The sequence below is a fragment of the Catenulispora sp. GAS73 genome, assembly GCF_041262085.1.
Lineage (GTDB): Bacteria > Actinomycetota > Actinomycetes > Streptomycetales > Catenulisporaceae > Catenulispora.
In genome coordinates this window covers 288,895-305,102 of the sequence record NZ_JBGCCM010000008.1, presented here as the reverse complement: position 1 = coordinate 305,102, position 16,208 = coordinate 288,895, and the positions used below count along the sequence as shown (strand labels likewise).

General features: G+C 71.8%; 13 protein-coding genes. 4 read left to right on the top strand and 9 right to left on the bottom strand.

Annotation, left to right across the window (positions count from 1 at the left end):
- The first annotated feature begins 44 nt into the window (after nucleotides 1-44).
- From ABH935_RS14875 to ABH935_RS14865, 3 genes are all read left to right on the top strand, one after another.
- Complete coding sequence (locus ABH935_RS14875; RefSeq protein ID WP_370378454.1) at nucleotides 45-1,724, top strand: acetolactate synthase; 1,680 nt, start codon at nucleotides 45-47, stop codon at nucleotides 1,722-1,724.
- A 19-nt stretch (nucleotides 1,725-1,743) separates the two neighbouring features.
- Nucleotides 1,744-2,403 carry a hypothetical protein gene (locus ABH935_RS14870; protein ID WP_370378453.1) on the top strand — a complete coding sequence of 220 codons (660 nt, stop codon included), beginning with the start codon at nucleotides 1,744-1,746 and terminating at the stop codon, nucleotides 2,401-2,403.
- A 90-nt stretch (nucleotides 2,404-2,493) separates the two neighbouring features.
- Nucleotides 2,494-3,336: a class I SAM-dependent methyltransferase gene (locus ABH935_RS14865; RefSeq protein WP_370378452.1), complete on the top strand. Its 843-nt coding sequence runs from the start codon at nucleotides 2,494-2,496 to the stop codon at nucleotides 3,334-3,336.
- Between the two features lie 78 nt (nucleotides 3,337-3,414).
- On the opposite strand, the gene ABH935_RS14860 is transcribed toward ABH935_RS14865, so the two are convergent.
- The 4 genes from ABH935_RS14860 to ABH935_RS14845 are packed head-to-tail and all read right to left on the bottom strand — an operon-like array spanning nucleotide 3,415 to nucleotide 10,217.
- Nucleotides 3,415-3,858 carry a thioesterase family protein gene (locus ABH935_RS14860; protein WP_370378451.1) on the bottom strand — a complete coding sequence of 148 codons (444 nt, stop codon included), beginning with the start codon at nucleotides 3,856-3,858 and terminating at the stop codon, nucleotides 3,415-3,417.
- A complete protein-coding gene (cydD, locus tag ABH935_RS14855) occupies nucleotides 3,855-7,691 on the bottom strand; it encodes a thiol reductant ABC exporter subunit CydD (RefSeq protein WP_370378450.1) in 3,837 nt (1,278 codons plus the stop codon). The genes ABH935_RS14860 and cydD overlap by 4 nt, the downstream gene beginning before the upstream one ends.
- Before the next feature lie 31 nt (nucleotides 7,692-7,722).
- Complete coding sequence (cydB, locus tag ABH935_RS14850; RefSeq protein WP_370378449.1) at nucleotides 7,723-8,724, bottom strand: cytochrome d ubiquinol oxidase subunit II; 1,002 nt, start codon at nucleotides 8,722-8,724, stop codon at nucleotides 7,723-7,725.
- 53 nt (nucleotides 8,725-8,777) lie between these two features.
- Nucleotides 8,778-10,217: a cytochrome ubiquinol oxidase subunit I gene (locus ABH935_RS14845; protein WP_370378508.1), complete on the bottom strand. Its 1,440-nt coding sequence runs from the start codon at nucleotides 10,215-10,217 to the stop codon at nucleotides 8,778-8,780.
- Between the two features lie 140 nt (nucleotides 10,218-10,357).
- On the opposite strand from ABH935_RS14845, the gene ABH935_RS14840 reads away from it, so the two are divergent.
- Nucleotides 10,358-10,537, top strand: a complete 180-nt coding sequence (locus tag ABH935_RS14840; protein ID WP_370378448.1) for a hypothetical protein — start codon at nucleotides 10,358-10,360, stop codon at nucleotides 10,535-10,537.
- Nucleotides 10,538-10,585: 48 nt separating this feature from the next.
- Here the strand turns inward: ABH935_RS14840 and ABH935_RS14835 are convergent, their stop codons facing one another.
- From ABH935_RS14835 to ABH935_RS14815, 5 genes are all read right to left on the bottom strand, one after another.
- Nucleotides 10,586-10,801: a biotin/lipoyl-binding carrier protein gene (locus tag ABH935_RS14835; protein ID WP_015796282.1), complete on the bottom strand. Its 216-nt coding sequence runs from the start codon at nucleotides 10,799-10,801 to the stop codon at nucleotides 10,586-10,588.
- Between the two features lie 90 nt (nucleotides 10,802-10,891).
- On the bottom strand, nucleotides 10,892-12,229 hold the full coding sequence (locus ABH935_RS14830) for an HD-GYP domain-containing protein (protein WP_370378447.1): 1,338 nt from the start codon (nucleotides 12,227-12,229) through the stop codon (nucleotides 10,892-10,894).
- Entirely contained in the window at nucleotides 12,226-14,820 is a 2,595-nt protein-coding gene (locus tag ABH935_RS14825; RefSeq protein ID WP_370378446.1) for an HD domain-containing phosphohydrolase, read from the bottom strand. The genes ABH935_RS14830 and ABH935_RS14825 overlap by 4 nt, the downstream gene beginning before the upstream one ends.
- Before the next feature lie 354 nt (nucleotides 14,821-15,174).
- Nucleotides 15,175-15,456 (bottom strand): mycothiol system anti-sigma-R factor, encoded by a 282-nt coding sequence (gene rsrA, locus ABH935_RS14820; protein ID WP_194913101.1) that lies wholly within the window; start codon nucleotides 15,454-15,456, stop codon nucleotides 15,175-15,177.
- Between the two features lie 6 nt (nucleotides 15,457-15,462).
- Nucleotides 15,463-16,056 carry a sigma-70 family RNA polymerase sigma factor gene (locus tag ABH935_RS14815; protein ID WP_370378507.1) on the bottom strand — a complete coding sequence of 198 codons (594 nt, stop codon included), beginning with the start codon at nucleotides 16,054-16,056 and terminating at the stop codon, nucleotides 15,463-15,465.
- Nucleotides 16,057-16,208: the final 152 nt, after the last annotated feature.

The following is a 16,208-nucleotide window of genomic DNA, read 5'->3' as shown; positions in this document are numbered from 1 at the left end:
CTACTGACTCGTAACTTCGCCCCCGTCCGCCCGAGCCCCCGCAGGTGACCGTCGTGACCGAAGCACAGCCCGAAACCCCGCAACCGCTGCACGGCGGCCAGATCTCCGTCGAGGTGGCCCGAGCCCACGGCGTCGAGACGATGTTCACGCTCTCCGGCGGACACGTCTTCTCGCTCTACGACGGCGCGGTGAAGGCCGACCCCCCGATGCCGATCCTGGACGTCCGGCACGAGCAGACCGCGGTCTTCGCCGCCGAGGCCACGGCCAAGCTGACGCGCAAGCCGGGGCTGGCCGTCCTCACCGCCGGCCCGGGCATCACCAACGGCGTCTCGGCGGTCACCACCGCGCACTTCAACGGCTCGCCGGTGGTCGTGCTCGGCGGCCGGGCCGCGGACTCCAACTGGGGCAAGGGCGCGCTGCAGGAACTGGACCACCCGCCGCTGCTGGCGCCGGTGACCAAGCGCTCGGCGACCGTGCACACCACCGCGACCCTGGCCGCGGACCTCGACGACGCCTTCACGCTCGCCGACGCCCCGCACCGCGGCCCGGTCTTCCTCGACCTGTCGCTGGAGGCCGCGTTCGACGTCGACGCCAAGCCGCTGCCGACGGTCGGTGCGCGCGAGGCGGTCACGCCCGACCCCGACGCCCTGGCAGCCATCGGCGACCTGCTGGCCCGCGCCGCCAAACCGGTGCTGGTGCTGGGCTCCGACGTGTGGATGGACGGCGCCGAGGCCGCCGCGCTGGCGTTCGCCGAGGAGACCGGGGTCCCGGTCATCACCAACGGCATGGGCCGCGGCATCCTGCCGCGCGGCCACCGCCAGCTGGTCACCCGGGCCCGCTCGGCTGCGTTCGGCGGCGCGGACCTGGTGATCGTCGTCGGCACTCCGCTGGACTTCCGGCTGGGCTACGGACTGTTCGGCGGCCGGGACGGCGACCCGCTCGCGCCGGTGGTGCACCTGGTCGACTCCCCCGGGCAGATCAGCGGTCACATCGGGCTGGCGGCGAGCGCCGCCGGGGACCTGGCCGCGGCGTTCGACGGCATCGCAGAGTCCTGGCGCAGGTCCGCTAAGTCGGGGGCGTACGCGGACTGGCTGAACGCTTTGCAGGACAAGGCATCCGCGGCCATCGCCGCGGACCTGGACCTGCTGACCGCGGCCTCGGACCCGATCCACCCGGCCCGCATCTACGGCGAGTTGCTGCCGCGGCTGGCCGACGACGCGGTGGTGATCGGCGACGGCGGCGACTTCGTCTCCTTCGCCGGCCGGTTCGTGGAGCCGGGGCGTGCGGGCTGCTGGCTGGACCCGGGCCCCTACGGCTGCCTGGGCACCGGGCTCGGGTACGCGATCGCCGCGCGGCTGGCACGGCCGACGTCGCAGGTGGTCCTGATGCTCGGCGACGGCGCGGCCGGCTTCTCGCTGATGGACGTGGACACCCTGGTGCGGCACGGACTGCCGGTGGTGATGGTGATGGGCAACAACGCGTGCTGGGGCTTGGAGAAGCACCCGATGCAGGCGTTGTACGGGTACGACGTCGCCGCCGACCTGAACCCGGACGCGCGCTACGACAAGGTGGTGCGGGCGCTCGGCGGCGGCGGGGAGTTCGTCACCGACCCGGCGCAGATCGGGCCGGCCCTGGACCGGGCGTTCGCCTCGGGCGTCCCGTACCTGGTCAACATCGCCACCGACCAGGCGATCGCCTATCCGCGATCGACCACGGGGCTGTGAGTTCTGTAGCCTCCAGCGCGTGACTGACTGGGTGACCATATCCTCGCTGGCCACCGCCGGGACCACGGTGATCCTGGCGGCGGCCACGCTGAAGTCGGTGCGCTCGGCCTCGCGCGCCGCGGCCGCCGCCGAGCGGGCGGTGCTGGTGGGGCTGCGGCCGGTGCTGCTGAACTCGCGGCTGACCGACCGGGACGAGAAGATCTTCTGGGCCGACGACCACTGGGCGGTGGTGAGCGGCGGACGGGGCTACGCGGAGATCGTGGACGGGGTCATCTACTTCGCGATCTCCGTGCGCAACGCGGGCGCGGGGCTGGCGGTCCTGCAGGGCTGGGCCGTCTCGGACGAGCGCCGGGGACCCGAGGACCAGCACACAGCGCCGCAGGACTACCGACGGATGATCCGCGACCTGTTCATCCCGGCGCACGACATCGGCTACTGGCACGCCGCGCTGCGCGACGCCGACGATCCGCAGTACGCGGCGATGGAGGCGGCGATCAAGGAGCGGCGGGTGTTCACCGTCGAGATCCTGTACAGCGACCACGAGGGCGGGCAGAGCAGCATCTGCCGGTTCGTGCTGCGGCCTCGGGACAAGGACGGGAACCTGGCGGACTGGATCACCGGGGTCGGGCGGCACTGGAATCTGGACCGGCCGGATCCTCGGGCTGTGTGGTCTGTGTGAGTCTGTGTGAGTCTGTGTGAGTCTGCATGAGTCTGCGCGAGGGGATTATCCCTTTGTTCACGGGATGTGGGCCGACTAGCGTCGGGTGTCATGAGCACTGAGACGACCGCCGCACAACCCGATCCGGAGAAGTGGCTGGAGTACAACCGGGCCAACTGGGACGAGCGGGTGCCGATCCATGTGGACAGCCAGTTCTACGACCTGGACTCGTTCGTCGCGGGCCGGGAGACGCTGGAGCCGTTCGAGCTGACCGAGGTCGGCGACGTGCGCGGCAAGAGCCTGCTGCACCTGCAGAGCCACATCGGCGTCGAGACGCTGGGCTGGGCCCGGCACGGCGCGGTGGTCACCGGGCTGGACTTCTCACAGCCGGCGATGGAGGCCGCGGCCGGGCTGGCGAAGCGGATCGGCGTCACGGACTCGCGGTGGGTCACGTCGAACCTCTACGACGCGGCCGAGGCGCTCGGCGGGGAGCAGTTCGACGTCGTGTACACCGGCAAGGGCGCGCTGTGCTGGCTGCCGGACATCGAGCGGTGGGCCCGGGTCGCGGCTTCGATGGTGAAGCCGGGCGGGTTCTTGTACGTGTCGGAGTTCCATCCGTTCGGGAACACACTCGACGACGAGGACGGGCGCACGGTCGCGTACGACTACTTCGACCGGTCGCCGCAGGTGTGGGACGAGCCGGGGACGTACGCGGACTTCGAGGCGCAGACGCAGCAGAACGTGAGCGTGGAGTTCAACCACGGCATCGGGGAGATCGTCAGCGCCCTGATCGGGGCGGGGCTGCGGCTGGAGTTCCTGCACGAGTACGACGTGACGCTGTTCGCGCGGTTTCGGGCGCTGGAGCAGCGGGACGGGGTCTATCGGCTGCCGGAGGGGCGGCCTCGGGTGCCTTTGATGTTCTCTTTGCGGGCTTCGAAGCCCGAGGTGGGCTAGGCGGCTAGGCGGGCTGGGCGGCCTAGGCGGTCGGCCCAGAGATCAGAGCTCTGATGTTTCACTTTCCCGCAGCACTCTTCACAGCTTCGCCATGAACCGTTCGGCGTTGACGATGACGCGGGTGATCTCGCCTTCGCCGACCAGGCGGCCGTCGGCGTCGTGGGCGGCCACGGTGAAGCGCAGGAGGCGGTCGTCGCGGTGCGCGAGGTCGGCGGTGGCGGTGACGGTGCCGCCGACCGGCGTGGGGTAGACGTGGTCGAAGCGGATGCGGGTGCCGACGGTGGTCTGGCCTTCGGCCAGGAGCGGCGCGGCGGCCGCGACCGTGGCCTGCTCGGCGAGGGCGACGAGGCGGGGCGTGCCGAGGACCGGGAGGTCGCCGGAGCCGACGGCTTGGGCGGTGTCGGCGGCGGTGACGCGCAGGGTGGTGTGCGCCTGGAGTGGGGCGCTTTCGCCGGCGGGGGCTGGGGCGGCTGGAGCGGCTGCGGGCGTTTCGTCGGCGCGGGCTTCGTGGGCTTCGGTCACGCGTCGACCCTACACAGGCTGTGGAAGGCGCCCCGCTCGCGCATGAGCTCCGTCCAGGTGCCGCGCTCGACAACGCGGCCGGCGTCCAGGACGACGATCTCGTCGACGTGCTCCAAGCCGGTGAGGCGGTGCGTGACGAGCAGCGTGGTCGTCGGCAGCGCGAGCAGATCGCGCAGGAGCGCGTCGGCGGTGGCGGGGTCGAGGTGCTCGGTCGGCTCGTCGAGGAGCAGGACCGGAAAGTCGGCCAGCAGCGCGCGAGCCAGCACGAGCCGACGGTGCTGGCCGCCGGAGAGGCGCGCGCCGTGCTCGCCGACGAAGGTGTCGAGGCCGGCCGGGAGGGTGCGGACCCAGTCGGCGAGGCGGGCGCGGGTGAGGGCGTCTTCGAGGTCTGAGGTGCTGGCGGCGGGACGCGCGAGGCGGAGGTTCTCGCGCAGGGTGCTGTCGAAGACGTGGGCATCCTGAGCGCAGAGGCCGATGACCCGGCGGACTTCCTCGGCGCGGAGGGCGGTGGTGGGGGCGCCGCCGAGGGTGATGGGAGGCTCGGCGGCCGGGTCGGGGTCGACGAGGCGAAGCAGGGCACTGATGAGGGTGGTCTTGCCGCAGCCGCTGGGACCGACGACGGCGACGTTGCGGCCGGGCGCGAGGTCGAGGTCGAAGCCGCGCAGCGCGGGCTGCTCGCGACCGGGCCAGGTGACGCTGAGGCCGCGGACGCGGATGGTGTGGTCCGCGGGCAGCGATCGCGGGTCTGTGGGCTCGCGGACGGCATCGGGGGCCGCGAGGACCTCGCGGACGCGGCGCTCGGCGGCTCGGGCGCGCCGGAGGTGCTGGAGGGCTTGCGGGAGGCCGGCGGTGGCTTCGGCGAGGGCTAGCGGGGTGAGGATGAGGACGGCTAGGAGGGTGGCGGGGAGGGCTGCGGTCGCGTGGCCGGCGGTCGCGGCAGCGGCGTGGCTGGCGGTCGCGGCAGCGGCAGCGACTTGACCAGCGGCAGCGTGACCGATGGCAGCAGCGGCATGGCCAGCAGCCGCACCGGCTTGCTCGGCGGTCGCGGCGGCGTGGCTGACGGCGGCGGCAGCGGCAGCGTGGCTGACGGTCGCGGCGGCGGCAGCGACTTGACCAGCGGCAGCGTGGCCGATGGCAGCAGCGGCATGGCCAGTAGCCGCACCGGCTCGCCCGGCGGCTTGGACCGCTTGCCCTGCCGTGGTGGCGACCTCGGCGCGCGGAGACTGGTCGGTCGTGGCCACCGATCCGGCGTGTGCCACCGCTCCCCCGTGCAGAGCCCCCAGCGCGGTGTATGCGGCGGCCCAGACCGTCGCGCCGGTGGCCAGGATGGCGAGGCCGGTGCCCATGCCGCGGGCTTTGGCGGAGCGGCGTTCCGTGGCGGTGAGGTCGTGGTCGGCGGCCTTGATGCGGGCGAGGCGGGGTGGGACCGCGTCGGCGGCGATCAGGTCGGGGGCGCCGCGCAGGAGGTCGTGGAGTTCGGTGGTGAGGTGGCCCTTCGCGGGCGCCACGTGCTGGTCGGCCTTGGCCGAGATGCGCGACGCGGCCTGGGGGATCGCGACGCCGCTGACGAGCAGGCCGGCCGCCGTGATCGCCGCGACGCTCGGGAGTGCCTGCGCCAGCGCCGCCACGACGAAGGTGCCGGCCGTCGCCGCCGCGATCGCTGGGAGCAGGAACCGGAGGTAGCGGTCCTGCACCGCGTCGACGTCGGCCACGAAGCGCGCCAGCAACTCCCCCCGCCGACGCCCCGGCGCCTGGCGGGTGAGGCGCTCGTAGGTGCGGGCACGCAGGTTGCCGAGAATGCGGTACGCGGCATCATGCGCGACCAGCCGCTCGGCGTAGCGGAACACGGCGCGGCCGATGCCGAGGGCACGCACAGCGGTGATGGCGATCATGAGGTCGAAGATCGGCGGCCGCTGCGACGCCCGCGAGATGAGCCACGCGGACGTGGCGGTCAGACCGACCGCGGAGGCCAGCGCGGCAGCGCCGAGGGCTGCTGCGAGGGCGAGGCGCGCGGTGGGGTGGCGGTCGGGGCCCGGTCGCTCATCCGGCCGAATCTGAGCGCGGATTTCCTCGGCAGGGTCTTGACATGGTAACGAATTGCGAAGATTGTTGTTATTGAGGCGGTGCGCCCCCTGGGTGGGCGGGGCCTGAGGGGGGTGTGTTCCGCGACTGCTCGCGGCGGGGCCGACCTGGACCACGCGATCCGCGAGCGCCGCCAGCGCCGTGCGGTGCGCCACCACGATCGCGGTGCGGCCCTTGATCAGGCTGCGGATGCTGGCCACGACCTCGGCTTCGGCGATGGCGTCCAGGGATGCCGTGGGTTCGTCGAGCAGGAGCACAGGGCGGTCGGCCAGGAACGCGCGGGCGATGCCGAGGCGTTGGCGTTGGCCTGCCGACAGGCCGTGGCCGCCTTCGCCGATGCGAGCTGACAGGCCGCCGGGGAGCGCTGCGACGAAGTCTGCTGCCGCGGCCGATCGGAGGGCTGCCCAGACCGCTGCGTCCGATGCCTCTGCGCGCGCTAGGCGCACGTTCTCCGCCACCGTCCCCGCGAACAAGTACGGATGCTGCGGCAGCCACGCAACCGGGCCGGCCGCGGGCGCCACGGTCGCCGAGCCCGACGACGGCTCCACGAAGCCCAGCAGCGCCTTCAGCACCGTCGACTTCCCCGCGCCCGACGCCCCGACCAGGGCCACGCACTCCCCCGGCGCGACCGTCAGCGAGAAGTCCGACAGTGCCGGTTCGGTGCGGCCCGGGTAGCGGACTGTCAGGTTATTGATTTCAATGCCGGCGGGGGCGGTCGCGGATCGCTGGCTGGGTACAGGAGCAGGCGCGAGCGCAGGCGGGGCCAAGTCCAGAAGCCCCAAAGCCTCCGCCGCAGCCGCCTTCCCCTCCGCACTCGCGTGGTAAAAAGCCCCCACCTGCCGCAGCGGCCAGTACGCCTCCGGCGCCAGGATCAGCACCAGCAGCCCCGTCCGCAGGTCCAGCGAGCCGCCGACCAGCCGCAGCCCGACCCCCACCGCGACCATCGCCACCGAGATCGTCGCCGCCAGCTCCAGCACCAGCGACGACAGGAACGCCAGCCGCAGTGTCCGCAGCGTCGCCGCCCGGTCCTCGTCCGTCGCGCGCCGGATCGCGGCGGCCTGGGCCCGGGCCCGGCCGAACACCAGCAGGTCCGGCAGTCCCGCGACCACGTCCAGGAAGTGCCCCGCCAGCACGTCCAGGGCCCGGCGGCGGCGCTCCACGTGCGTCCGTGTCGCCACGCCGACCAGCCACAGGAACAGTGGGATCAGCGGCAGCGTCACCAGGACGATGAGCCCCGATTCCCAGTCCGCGCCGAACAGCACCGCCAGGACCGCGGCCGGCACCGTCGCCGACAGCACCACCTGCGGCAGGTAGCGCGCGAAGTAGTCGTCGAGGCCGTCCACCCCGCGCGTCGCCAGCGTCACCAACGGGGCTGTCTTGCGCGTCGCCAGCCAGCGCGGGCCCAGCGCCATCAGATGCGCGGCCAGCCGCAGACGCAGCGCCGACTTGACCGACGCCGACGCCCGGAACGCCGCCGTCTCCGTCGCCCAGGACAGCGCCGCCCGCGCACAGACGCAGCACCCCAGCACCGCCAGCCACGGCCACGGCCACGCCCATGCCCACGGCCACGCCCCCGGCCAGACCGCAGCCGACGTGGCCGCCGCCCGCTGCGCGAACCCCGCCGCGATCAGCGACGCCAGCGCCCACGCCTGTCCGATCACCGCCAGCGCCGACAGCGTCCCGAGCACCGCGCACAGCGCCACCCACGGACGTACCGCCTCGGCCTCCCGCGCCAACCGCCGATCGAGCATCAGCTGCCCACCGCAGGGAAAAGCAGCCGCATCAGTGCGCCGCCGGAATGTTCCGGACCCCGATGCGCTTCCGGAACACCCAATACGTCCAGCCCTGATAAAGCAGCACCAGCGGCGTGAAAACGCACGCCACCACACTCATCACCGTCAGCGTGTAGTGCGACGAGGCCGCCGAGTGCACCGTCAGCGACCACTGCGGATCCAGCGACGACGGCATCACGATCGGGAACATCGCGATGAACATCGACGCCACCATCGTCGCCACCGCCGCCCCCGACAGCACGAACGCCCACCCGTCCCGCCCGAGCCGCACCACCGCCGCGCACGCCAGCAGCGCCACCAGCGGCACCACCCCCACCGTCCACGACAGCGGCCCGCCCCAGTGGCCGTTGATCCGTCCCAGCAGCACCCCGACCAGCACCAGGCTCACCAGCGCGCCCGGCACCGCCAGGCGCCGAGCGCTGTCGCGGATGGGCCCGCGCGTCTTCAACGCCGTGTAGACGGCGCCGTGAGTCAGGAACAGGGCCAGGAAAGCCAAGGCCCCGACGAGCCCGTCGAAGGTCGTGAGGAAGTCCGACATCCGGCCGTGGAAGTTCATGTCGTCGCCGATCTTGGTACCGGAGAACATACAGCCGAACACCAGGCCCCACAGCAGCGGCGGGAGCAGCGAGCCGAGGAAGATACACCAGTCCCACCACGGCCGGTGCCGGGCGTCGCTCTTGCCCCGGTACTCGAAGGCGACGTTGCGGACGATCAGCGACAGCAGCACCAACAGCAGCGGCACGTAGAACCCCGACAGCAGGGTCGCGTACCAGTTCGGGAACGCCGCGAACGTGGCCCCGACCGCCGTGATCACCCACACCTCGTTGCCGTCCCACACCGGGCCGATGGTGTTGATCAGGACCCGGCGGTTGGTCTCGTCGCGCGCCAGGACCTTGGTCAGGATCCCGACCCCGAAGTCGAAGCCCTCCAGGAAGAAGTAACCGATCCACAGCACCGCGATCAGCAGGTACCAGAAGTTCACCAGGCTCACGGCCGTCTACCTCTCAGTGCTCAGCGCTCGGTACGCGGGTCGGCATCAGCGGCTCAGTACGCGAACGCCAGCGGCTGGTCCTCGTCGCCGTCGCCGTCCCCGGACAGGGACGGCGGCACAGCGGCCGGGACGACGTCATGGGCTCCGGCGCGGGCGTACTTCACGCACAACCCCACCTCGACCACGGCCAGCACCGCGTAGAGAGCCGCGAACAGGATCAGCGAGGTCAGCACCCGGCCGGCCGGCACCGACGTCGAGACGCCCTCGCGGGTGCGCATCAAGCCGTACACGATCCAGGGCTGGCGCCCGGTCTCGGTGAAGATCCAGCCCCAGGCCGAGCCGATCACCGGGAACACCAGGGTCCACAGCCCGAACCGCCAGAACCAGGTGCCCCAGCGGCCCGACGGCGCGCGGCCACGCCGGGTGAACCAGAGGCCGAACAACGCCACCAGCACCGAGAACATCCCGAAGCCGATCATCCAGCGGAAGGACCAGTACGCCATCGGGATCCACGGCCGGTAGTCGCCGGGGCCGTACTTGGCCTGCTCGGCGGCGTTGGTCTGGTTGATGCCGGGGACCGGGTCGTGGAAGTTGCCGTGCGCCAGGAAGGACAACAGCCGCGGGATCTCGATCTCCACCGAGTTGCGGCCCTTCTCGACGTCGCCGACCGCGAACACCGAGAACGGCGCCGGTCCCTGCGTGTCCCACAGCGCCTCGGCCGAGGCCATCTTCATCGGCTGCTGCTCGAACATGACCTTGCCCTGCTGGTCCCCGGTCAGCGCGACGCCGACGCCGGCGATCAGCAGCGCCCACAGGCCGACCAGGAGCGAGGGTCGGAAGACCGCGGGCTGCTGCTTCTTGCGCAGGTGGTAGCAGGAGATGCCGACCAGGGCGGCGCCGGCGCACAGGAAGCAGGCGGTCAGGACGTGCAGGAAGGTGATGACGGTGGTCCGCTGGGTGATCACGGCCCAGAAGTCGGTGAGCTCGGCGCGGCCCTTCAACTCGTTGAACACGTAGCCGATCGGATGCTGCATGAAGGAGTTGGCGGCCAGGATGAAGTAGGCGCTGGCCATGGTCCCGAAGGCGGCGATCCAGATACAGGCCAGGTGCACGCCGCGGGGCAGCCGCTCCCAGCCGAAGATCCACAGGCCGAGGAACGTGGACTCCAGGAAGAACGCCAGCAGCGCCTCGACGGCCAGCGGCGAGCCGAAGATGTCGCCGACGAAGCGGGAGTACTCCGACCAGTTCATGCCGAACTGGAACTCCTGCACGATGCCGGTGACCAGGCCGAGGGCGAAGTTGATCAGGAAGAGCCGACCCCAGAACTTCGTAGCCTGGTAGTACTGCTCCTTCCCGGTGCGGTGCCACGCCGTCTGGAAGCCCGCGACCAGGAACGAGGTGCCGATGGTCAGCGGCACGAACAGGAAGTGGTACACCGTCGTGATCGCGAACTGCCAGCGGGCCACCGACACCGGGTCCATCGCGGCGGTCACGGACTGGTGCACGGCTCGGCCTCCTACCGACAGACTGACGCGGTCAGCTGATCACGCAGGGTAGTGGAGCCGAGTTCTGTGATGTCAAAGGCACGTCACCTGTTCGGCGGCACGACCAGGCCGGGTGTAATTTTGCCTGCATGGATTTCTGCGGACAGTGCGGCGAGCCGACAGCCGCGACCGGCCACGAGCGGTGCGCCGCGCGGGCGGAGCTGGAGCCGCCGCGGTACTGCGGGCGCTGCCGCCGCCGGATGGTGGTACAGGTCGTGCCGACAGGGTGGTCGGCGCGCTGCGTCGAGCACGGGACCGTCACCAGCTGACAAAGAGCACCGTTCTCCGTGGAACGGTGCTCCGGACTGTCAGGACCCTCAGCCGATCACGGCGATGAGGTCGCCCTCCTGGACCACGTCGCCCTCGGCCACGGCCAGGCGCGACACCTTGCCCGAGACCTCGGCCAGGACCGGGATCTCCATCTTCATGGACTCCAGGATCACGAGGGTGTCGCCGTCCTCGACCTCGTCACCCTCGGCCGCCACGATCTTCCACACGTTGGCCACCATCTCGGCGCGGACTTCCTCGGCCACGTTCGATGCTCCCTCGCAGTCACAAGCTAATGATGTACGTGCGCATCCAATCACGCCGTACCCGCTCCATGCCCGCGCAGGGGCCGCCAATCACTCCCCGACCATCCTGCTCAGCGACTCCACGACCGCCGGGTCGTAGTGCACCGCCAGCCCGAGCCGGATGTGGCGCAGCGCCTCGGTGCGCTCGGCCGCCTCCGGTGTCGCGCCGGCCAGGTCGTCGTAGTCGTTGGCGACCCGGAGTATGCGGCTGGGCAGCGGGCCGGCGGCGCCGAACGGGTCCGGGTGGTGCTCCACGATCTCGGCGGCGTTGCCCAGCGCCCCGGCGCGGCGGATCACCTCGGCGCCGGCCCGGGCCAGCTCGCGCTGGCGCAGCAGGGACAGCGGGGCGGTGCGGCCGCCGTGCACGGGCTCGGCGACCGAGAGCTGCCCGATGTCGTGCATCAGCGAGGCGTACTCCAGGTCCAGCAGCTGCGCCTCGCTGAGCCCGAGCTCGCGGCCGATGCGCAGGCAGGTGCGGGCCACCCGGCGGGCGTGGCCGGGCTGGGTCAGGCCGGCCACCTCGGTGATGCGCGACAGCGCCCTGATCGTCTCCAGGTGAACTTCCTTGATCCGGGCGAAACGGCGCAGCGCCAGCTGGGTGAAGGCCAGCGGCAGGCACAGGGCCGGCAGGACCCAGATGGACATGGTGCGCGAGGCCAGGGTGACCAGCAGGGCGGTGGCCACCACGGCCAGCCCGACGCGGGTGGTGAAGGTCAGCTCGTCGCGCGCCGCGGCCAGGATCGGCCGCCGGTGCTGGCCGGCCTGCAGGATCGAGCCGACCACGCCGTCGCTGACGATGGCCAGCAGCAGGAATCCGGCGGTCGCGCCACCCACGGCGAGGCTCTGCAGGTGGTGGGTCAGGTACTCCTGGTCGACGCTGACCGCCTTGGCCAAGACCGGGTCGTCGGGTCGGGTGCCGAGCACCCAGCGCAGGTAGAACATGCGGAACAGCCACGCGGTCAGGGCGACCATCAGGAACCGGCGGACGGTGTAGTCCAGGGTGGTCGGGCGCCGGACCGCCAGGTGCGGCACGGAGCCGACCAGGAAGCCGAACGCCGCCACCGCGACCGCCTGCGGCGCGTTGTGCAGCGCCGGCTGGTGGCCGATCTCGGTGAGCACGGCGTAGGCCAGGCCGGTGGCCGCGCCGAGCGGGGCCGCCTCGCGTCCGCCGGGCAGCCGGACCCGGAACGCCTCGCCGGCGGCGATGATCGCGCCGAAGGCCAGGGCGTAGCCGGGCTGGCTGAAGCCGTGGACCGCGCAGGACACGACCGCGGCGAACGCCACGAAGCTGGCCAGGACCAGCAGCAGCGGGTTGCTCTGCGCCCAGGCGGTCTGCGCGTCGCTGTCGGATTCGAAGGCCCGGTGGCTCGGGGGCTTGGCGTGGTTCATGCCGAGGATCCCTCGGAGTCCTTCGCGTCGGGATCGCGCGGCGGCCACGCGGCGTCGCCGGTGCCGAAGAAGTGGAGGGTCGGGGACGATCCGCCGGCGCCGCGCAGGAACCAGGAGGGGCCGGCGGCGGACCCGGTGCGGCTCTCGGCCTCGGCGGGGTCGGCGGCTTCGGCGGCCTTCGAGGCCTCGGCCGACGGCTCGGGCACGGTCCACGGCTCGGGGGACGGGGTCCAGGCCTCGGGGTCGCCGGTCTTGGGCGGGTGCACCGGACCGGGGCCGTCGCCCTCGGCGGTCGGCTCGACGACGGATCCTGCGACGGATCCTGACATATCAGGGCACGGAGCGACCGGCTTGCGGAGGTCGAAGTCGGCCGCGGGCTCGGCGGACCCGCGCGGGTCGGACTCGGCGGCCGGAGTCGCGGCGCGCACACGCATCGAGCCGCGGGGGTCGCCGCGCAGGCCGGGGTCGACCGGCCAGCGGGCGGATGCGCCGGAGGCGCGCTGGGGTTCGGCGGCTTTCGCGGGCTCGGACTCAGCCTCATGTTCGGAGTCAGAGTCAGGTCCGGGATCAGGCTCGGGCTGAGAACCGAACGCTGCCGCCAGATCGGCCAGATGCTGCAGGAAGGCCGAGCGATCCGCCACGGGCTGCGGCTCGACCGGGATCTGCAGATCGGGCTCGGCTCCGAACTCCACCATGACTCGGGACCCGGGATCGTTCTCGGGCTCAACCGGAATACGAGAACTGGGATCGACCGGCGGTTCGGGCTCGGGCTCGGCATCGGGCGCCACCTCGGCGCCGACCACCGCGGCCTCGGCATCCGCGTCTGCGTCCGCGTCCGCGTCGCTCTGGTGCAGCACGGACTCGGCCGGCGGCAGCTCGGCGCCCGCAGCCTCCGCACCTTCCGCGGCCTCCGGTTCGGAGCGCTCCGCCACGACAAGCTCCGTCTCGCCGCCGAGCTCCGCCCCGCCGTCCCAGGCCCACCCCTCGTCGGGCTCCGGCCCCGCTTCGCGCACCACGGCCGAGTGCATCCGCTCCGACCAGCCGTCGTCGAAGTCCGCGCTCACCGCACCGGCCTCCTGCTCCGGCTCCGGCTCGGTCACCCGCTGCCCCGGGATCCCGCCCAGCAGCTCGGGCACGGGCCGCGCGCCGTCCTCCGGGCCCGGCTCCGCGCCGTGCTCCAGCCAGCTCGGGTACCAGTCCGAGAACCACTCCACCGGCACGAACGGGTCGTCGTGGTCTGCGAAGGAGAAGCCCGGCACCCGCTTGGGCAGCGGCCAGGGGCCGGACGCCGCAGCGGCGGTCGCCTCGTCCTGCGGGGGCTCGGCGGGCACCAGTTCCGTGGGCAGCCAGGGCTGGCCCGAGCGCTCCGCGAGCTGAAGCGCGGCCTCGAAGGCCTGGACCAGCGCCGGGTCGAACTGGGTCCCGGCGCCGCGGCGGAGTTCGGCCACCGCCTGCTCGACCGAGCGGGCCGCGCGGTAGGAGCGGGTGGAGGTCATCGCGTCGAAGGCGTCGGCGACGCCGATGATGCGGGCGAACTCCGGGATCTCATCGCCCGACTTGCCCGTCGGGTAGCCGCGGCCGTCGAGGCGTTCGTGGTGGTACAGGACGCCCTCGTAGACCTCGGTGAGGAACCGGATGTCACGCAGCACCGCGACCCCGTGGTTGGGGTGCATGCACATGAGCTTGAACTCTTCCTCGGTCAGCCCACCGGTGCTGGTGAGCAGCCGGGTCGGGACGCCGAGCTTGCCGATGTCGTGCAAAAGCCCGGCGAAGCGGAGCATCACCAGGCGGTCCTGCGGCATCTTCAGCTGCTCGGCGAGCATCTCCGCGCCGCGCGCGACCCGCTCGCTGTGACCGCGGGTGTAGGAGTCCTTGATCTCCACGGCCTGCACCAGCGCGGCGATCGTGCCCTCGTGCGCCGCACCTTCCTTCGCGTACTGCGACAGGCTCCAGTGCGCTATGTACATCGGGACGACCACCAGCGGGGCGGTGTACCAGCCGATGTCGTCCCACAGCGACAGGAAGATCAGCGCCAGCACGCCCGAGGAGTAGTACGGCATGGTGGCGCGCTTCAGGTCGCCGCGCAGCGCGTCCACGAACCGGATGTGCGTGGCCAGTCCGGAGTAGCCCGCGATGATCAGGCCGTTGACCACCAAGGAGGTGGTGACCGCGGCCGCGGAGGGCCACAGGAATTCCGGGAAGGACAGGAAGTGCCCCGGGGCGTGGCCGCCGGCCAGGTGGCACACCGCCGCCCCGGACGCCGGCACCAGGCTCAGCATCGCGGAGTTGACGATCTGCTTGGTCCAGGTCCAGCTCGGCGGACGGGGCCACGGGACGGAGCTGGCCAGCCCGACGATCGCGGCCGCCGGCGGTGCCAGGACCAGCACCGTGATCAGCGTGACGACCAGGGACACCGACATGGTCCAGCCCGACGTGCCGATCTGCACACGGGAGAGCCGCTCGGCGACGAGCACCAGCGCGCACAGCGCCAGCAGCAGGGGCAGCTGGGTTCTGGACAACGGCAGCGTGGCGATGGCCGCCAAGGCCACCGCCACCAAACCGAAGATGTAGCACCGCACGGAGAACGGCATCGGTCATCCTCTAGTCCGCGCAGGGAGCGCGTCGGTACCGGTCAACGCAAAACCCTGTCACGAAACTCCCGGTGGGTCCACAGGCCGACACATGGGGCGGCGCCGGCCCGTGGCACCGCTGGAGCGGGGATCACCCGACTCAGAGACCACCGCCGTCGAGCTTAATCATCGCGGACCACCATCCCTCGAATTCGCCCGCGGCTGTCTGCCAGACCGCGGGAATGGATCAAAGCACGTACGAGTACAGAGGAAAATCGGCCGCCAGTCAAGAAAAGATCCACTCGTACGAGTGGATCCGACCGGAACGCGCCAGGGGCACGCCATAGGCGTGCCCCTGGGCCGTTCCCGCTACCGCTATTCTCCCGCGCCGCCCACGGCCACCTCGCCGCGCACCTGCCGGATCCGGGCGAGCACCTTGTCGCGCAGGTCGACCGGCGGCTCGTCACACCCGCAGCAGCGCTGCACGAGCTTCTTCACCATCGCGTCCAGCCCGTACTTCTCCAAACAGGGCTGGCACTCGTCGAGGTGGCGCTTTACCGCCGCACAGTCCTCATCGGGCATCTCGTTGTCGATGTACTCGTAGAGATGGTCGAGGACCTCGGTGCACGGCGTCTCGTGCGGCTGCCCGCAGCTCATGGCGCTTCAGTTCCCTTCCGCCGCGGCGGCCACCAGGCCGCGCTCCCGCGCGTAGTCCTCAAGCATCGCACGGAGCTGCCGGCGCCCGCGGTGCAACCGCGACATCACGGTGCCGATCGGGGTGCCCATGATGTCGGCGATCTCCTTGTAGGCGAAGCCTTCGACGTCGGCCAGGTAGACCGCGATGCGGAACTCCTCGCCGATGGCCTGCAGGGCTTCCTTCACGTCGGAGTCCGGCAGGTGGTCCAGCGCCACCGTCTCGGCCGAGGGCAGACCCGCCGAGCTGTGCGACTCGGCCCGGGCCAGCTGCCAGTCCTCGATCTCCTCGGTCGGGCTGACCTGGGGCTCGCGCTGCTTCTTGCGGTAGCTGTTGATGAATGTGTTGGTCAGGATCCGGTACAGCCAGGCCTTGAGGTTCGTGCCCTCGCGGAACTGGTGGAAGGAGGCGAACGCCTTGGCGAAGGTCTCCTGGATCAGGTCCTCGGCGTCGGCCGGGTTGCGGGTCATGCGCAGCGCGGCCGGGTAGAGCTGGTCGAGATACACCAGGGCGTCGCGCTCGAAGCGCTCGTTGCGCGCGTCCTCGGACTCACCAGGATCCACGCGCGGCGCATCGGCCGCGCTCTCGGCGGATGCGGCGGACACAGCCTCGGCGACCGGAATCTCCTCGGCGATGACGGCCTCGCCACGTGCGTCGTCAGCGGTCACGGCGACCGTCCTCACCTCCTCGGGGGTTCCCGAAGAGCTTATCCAAG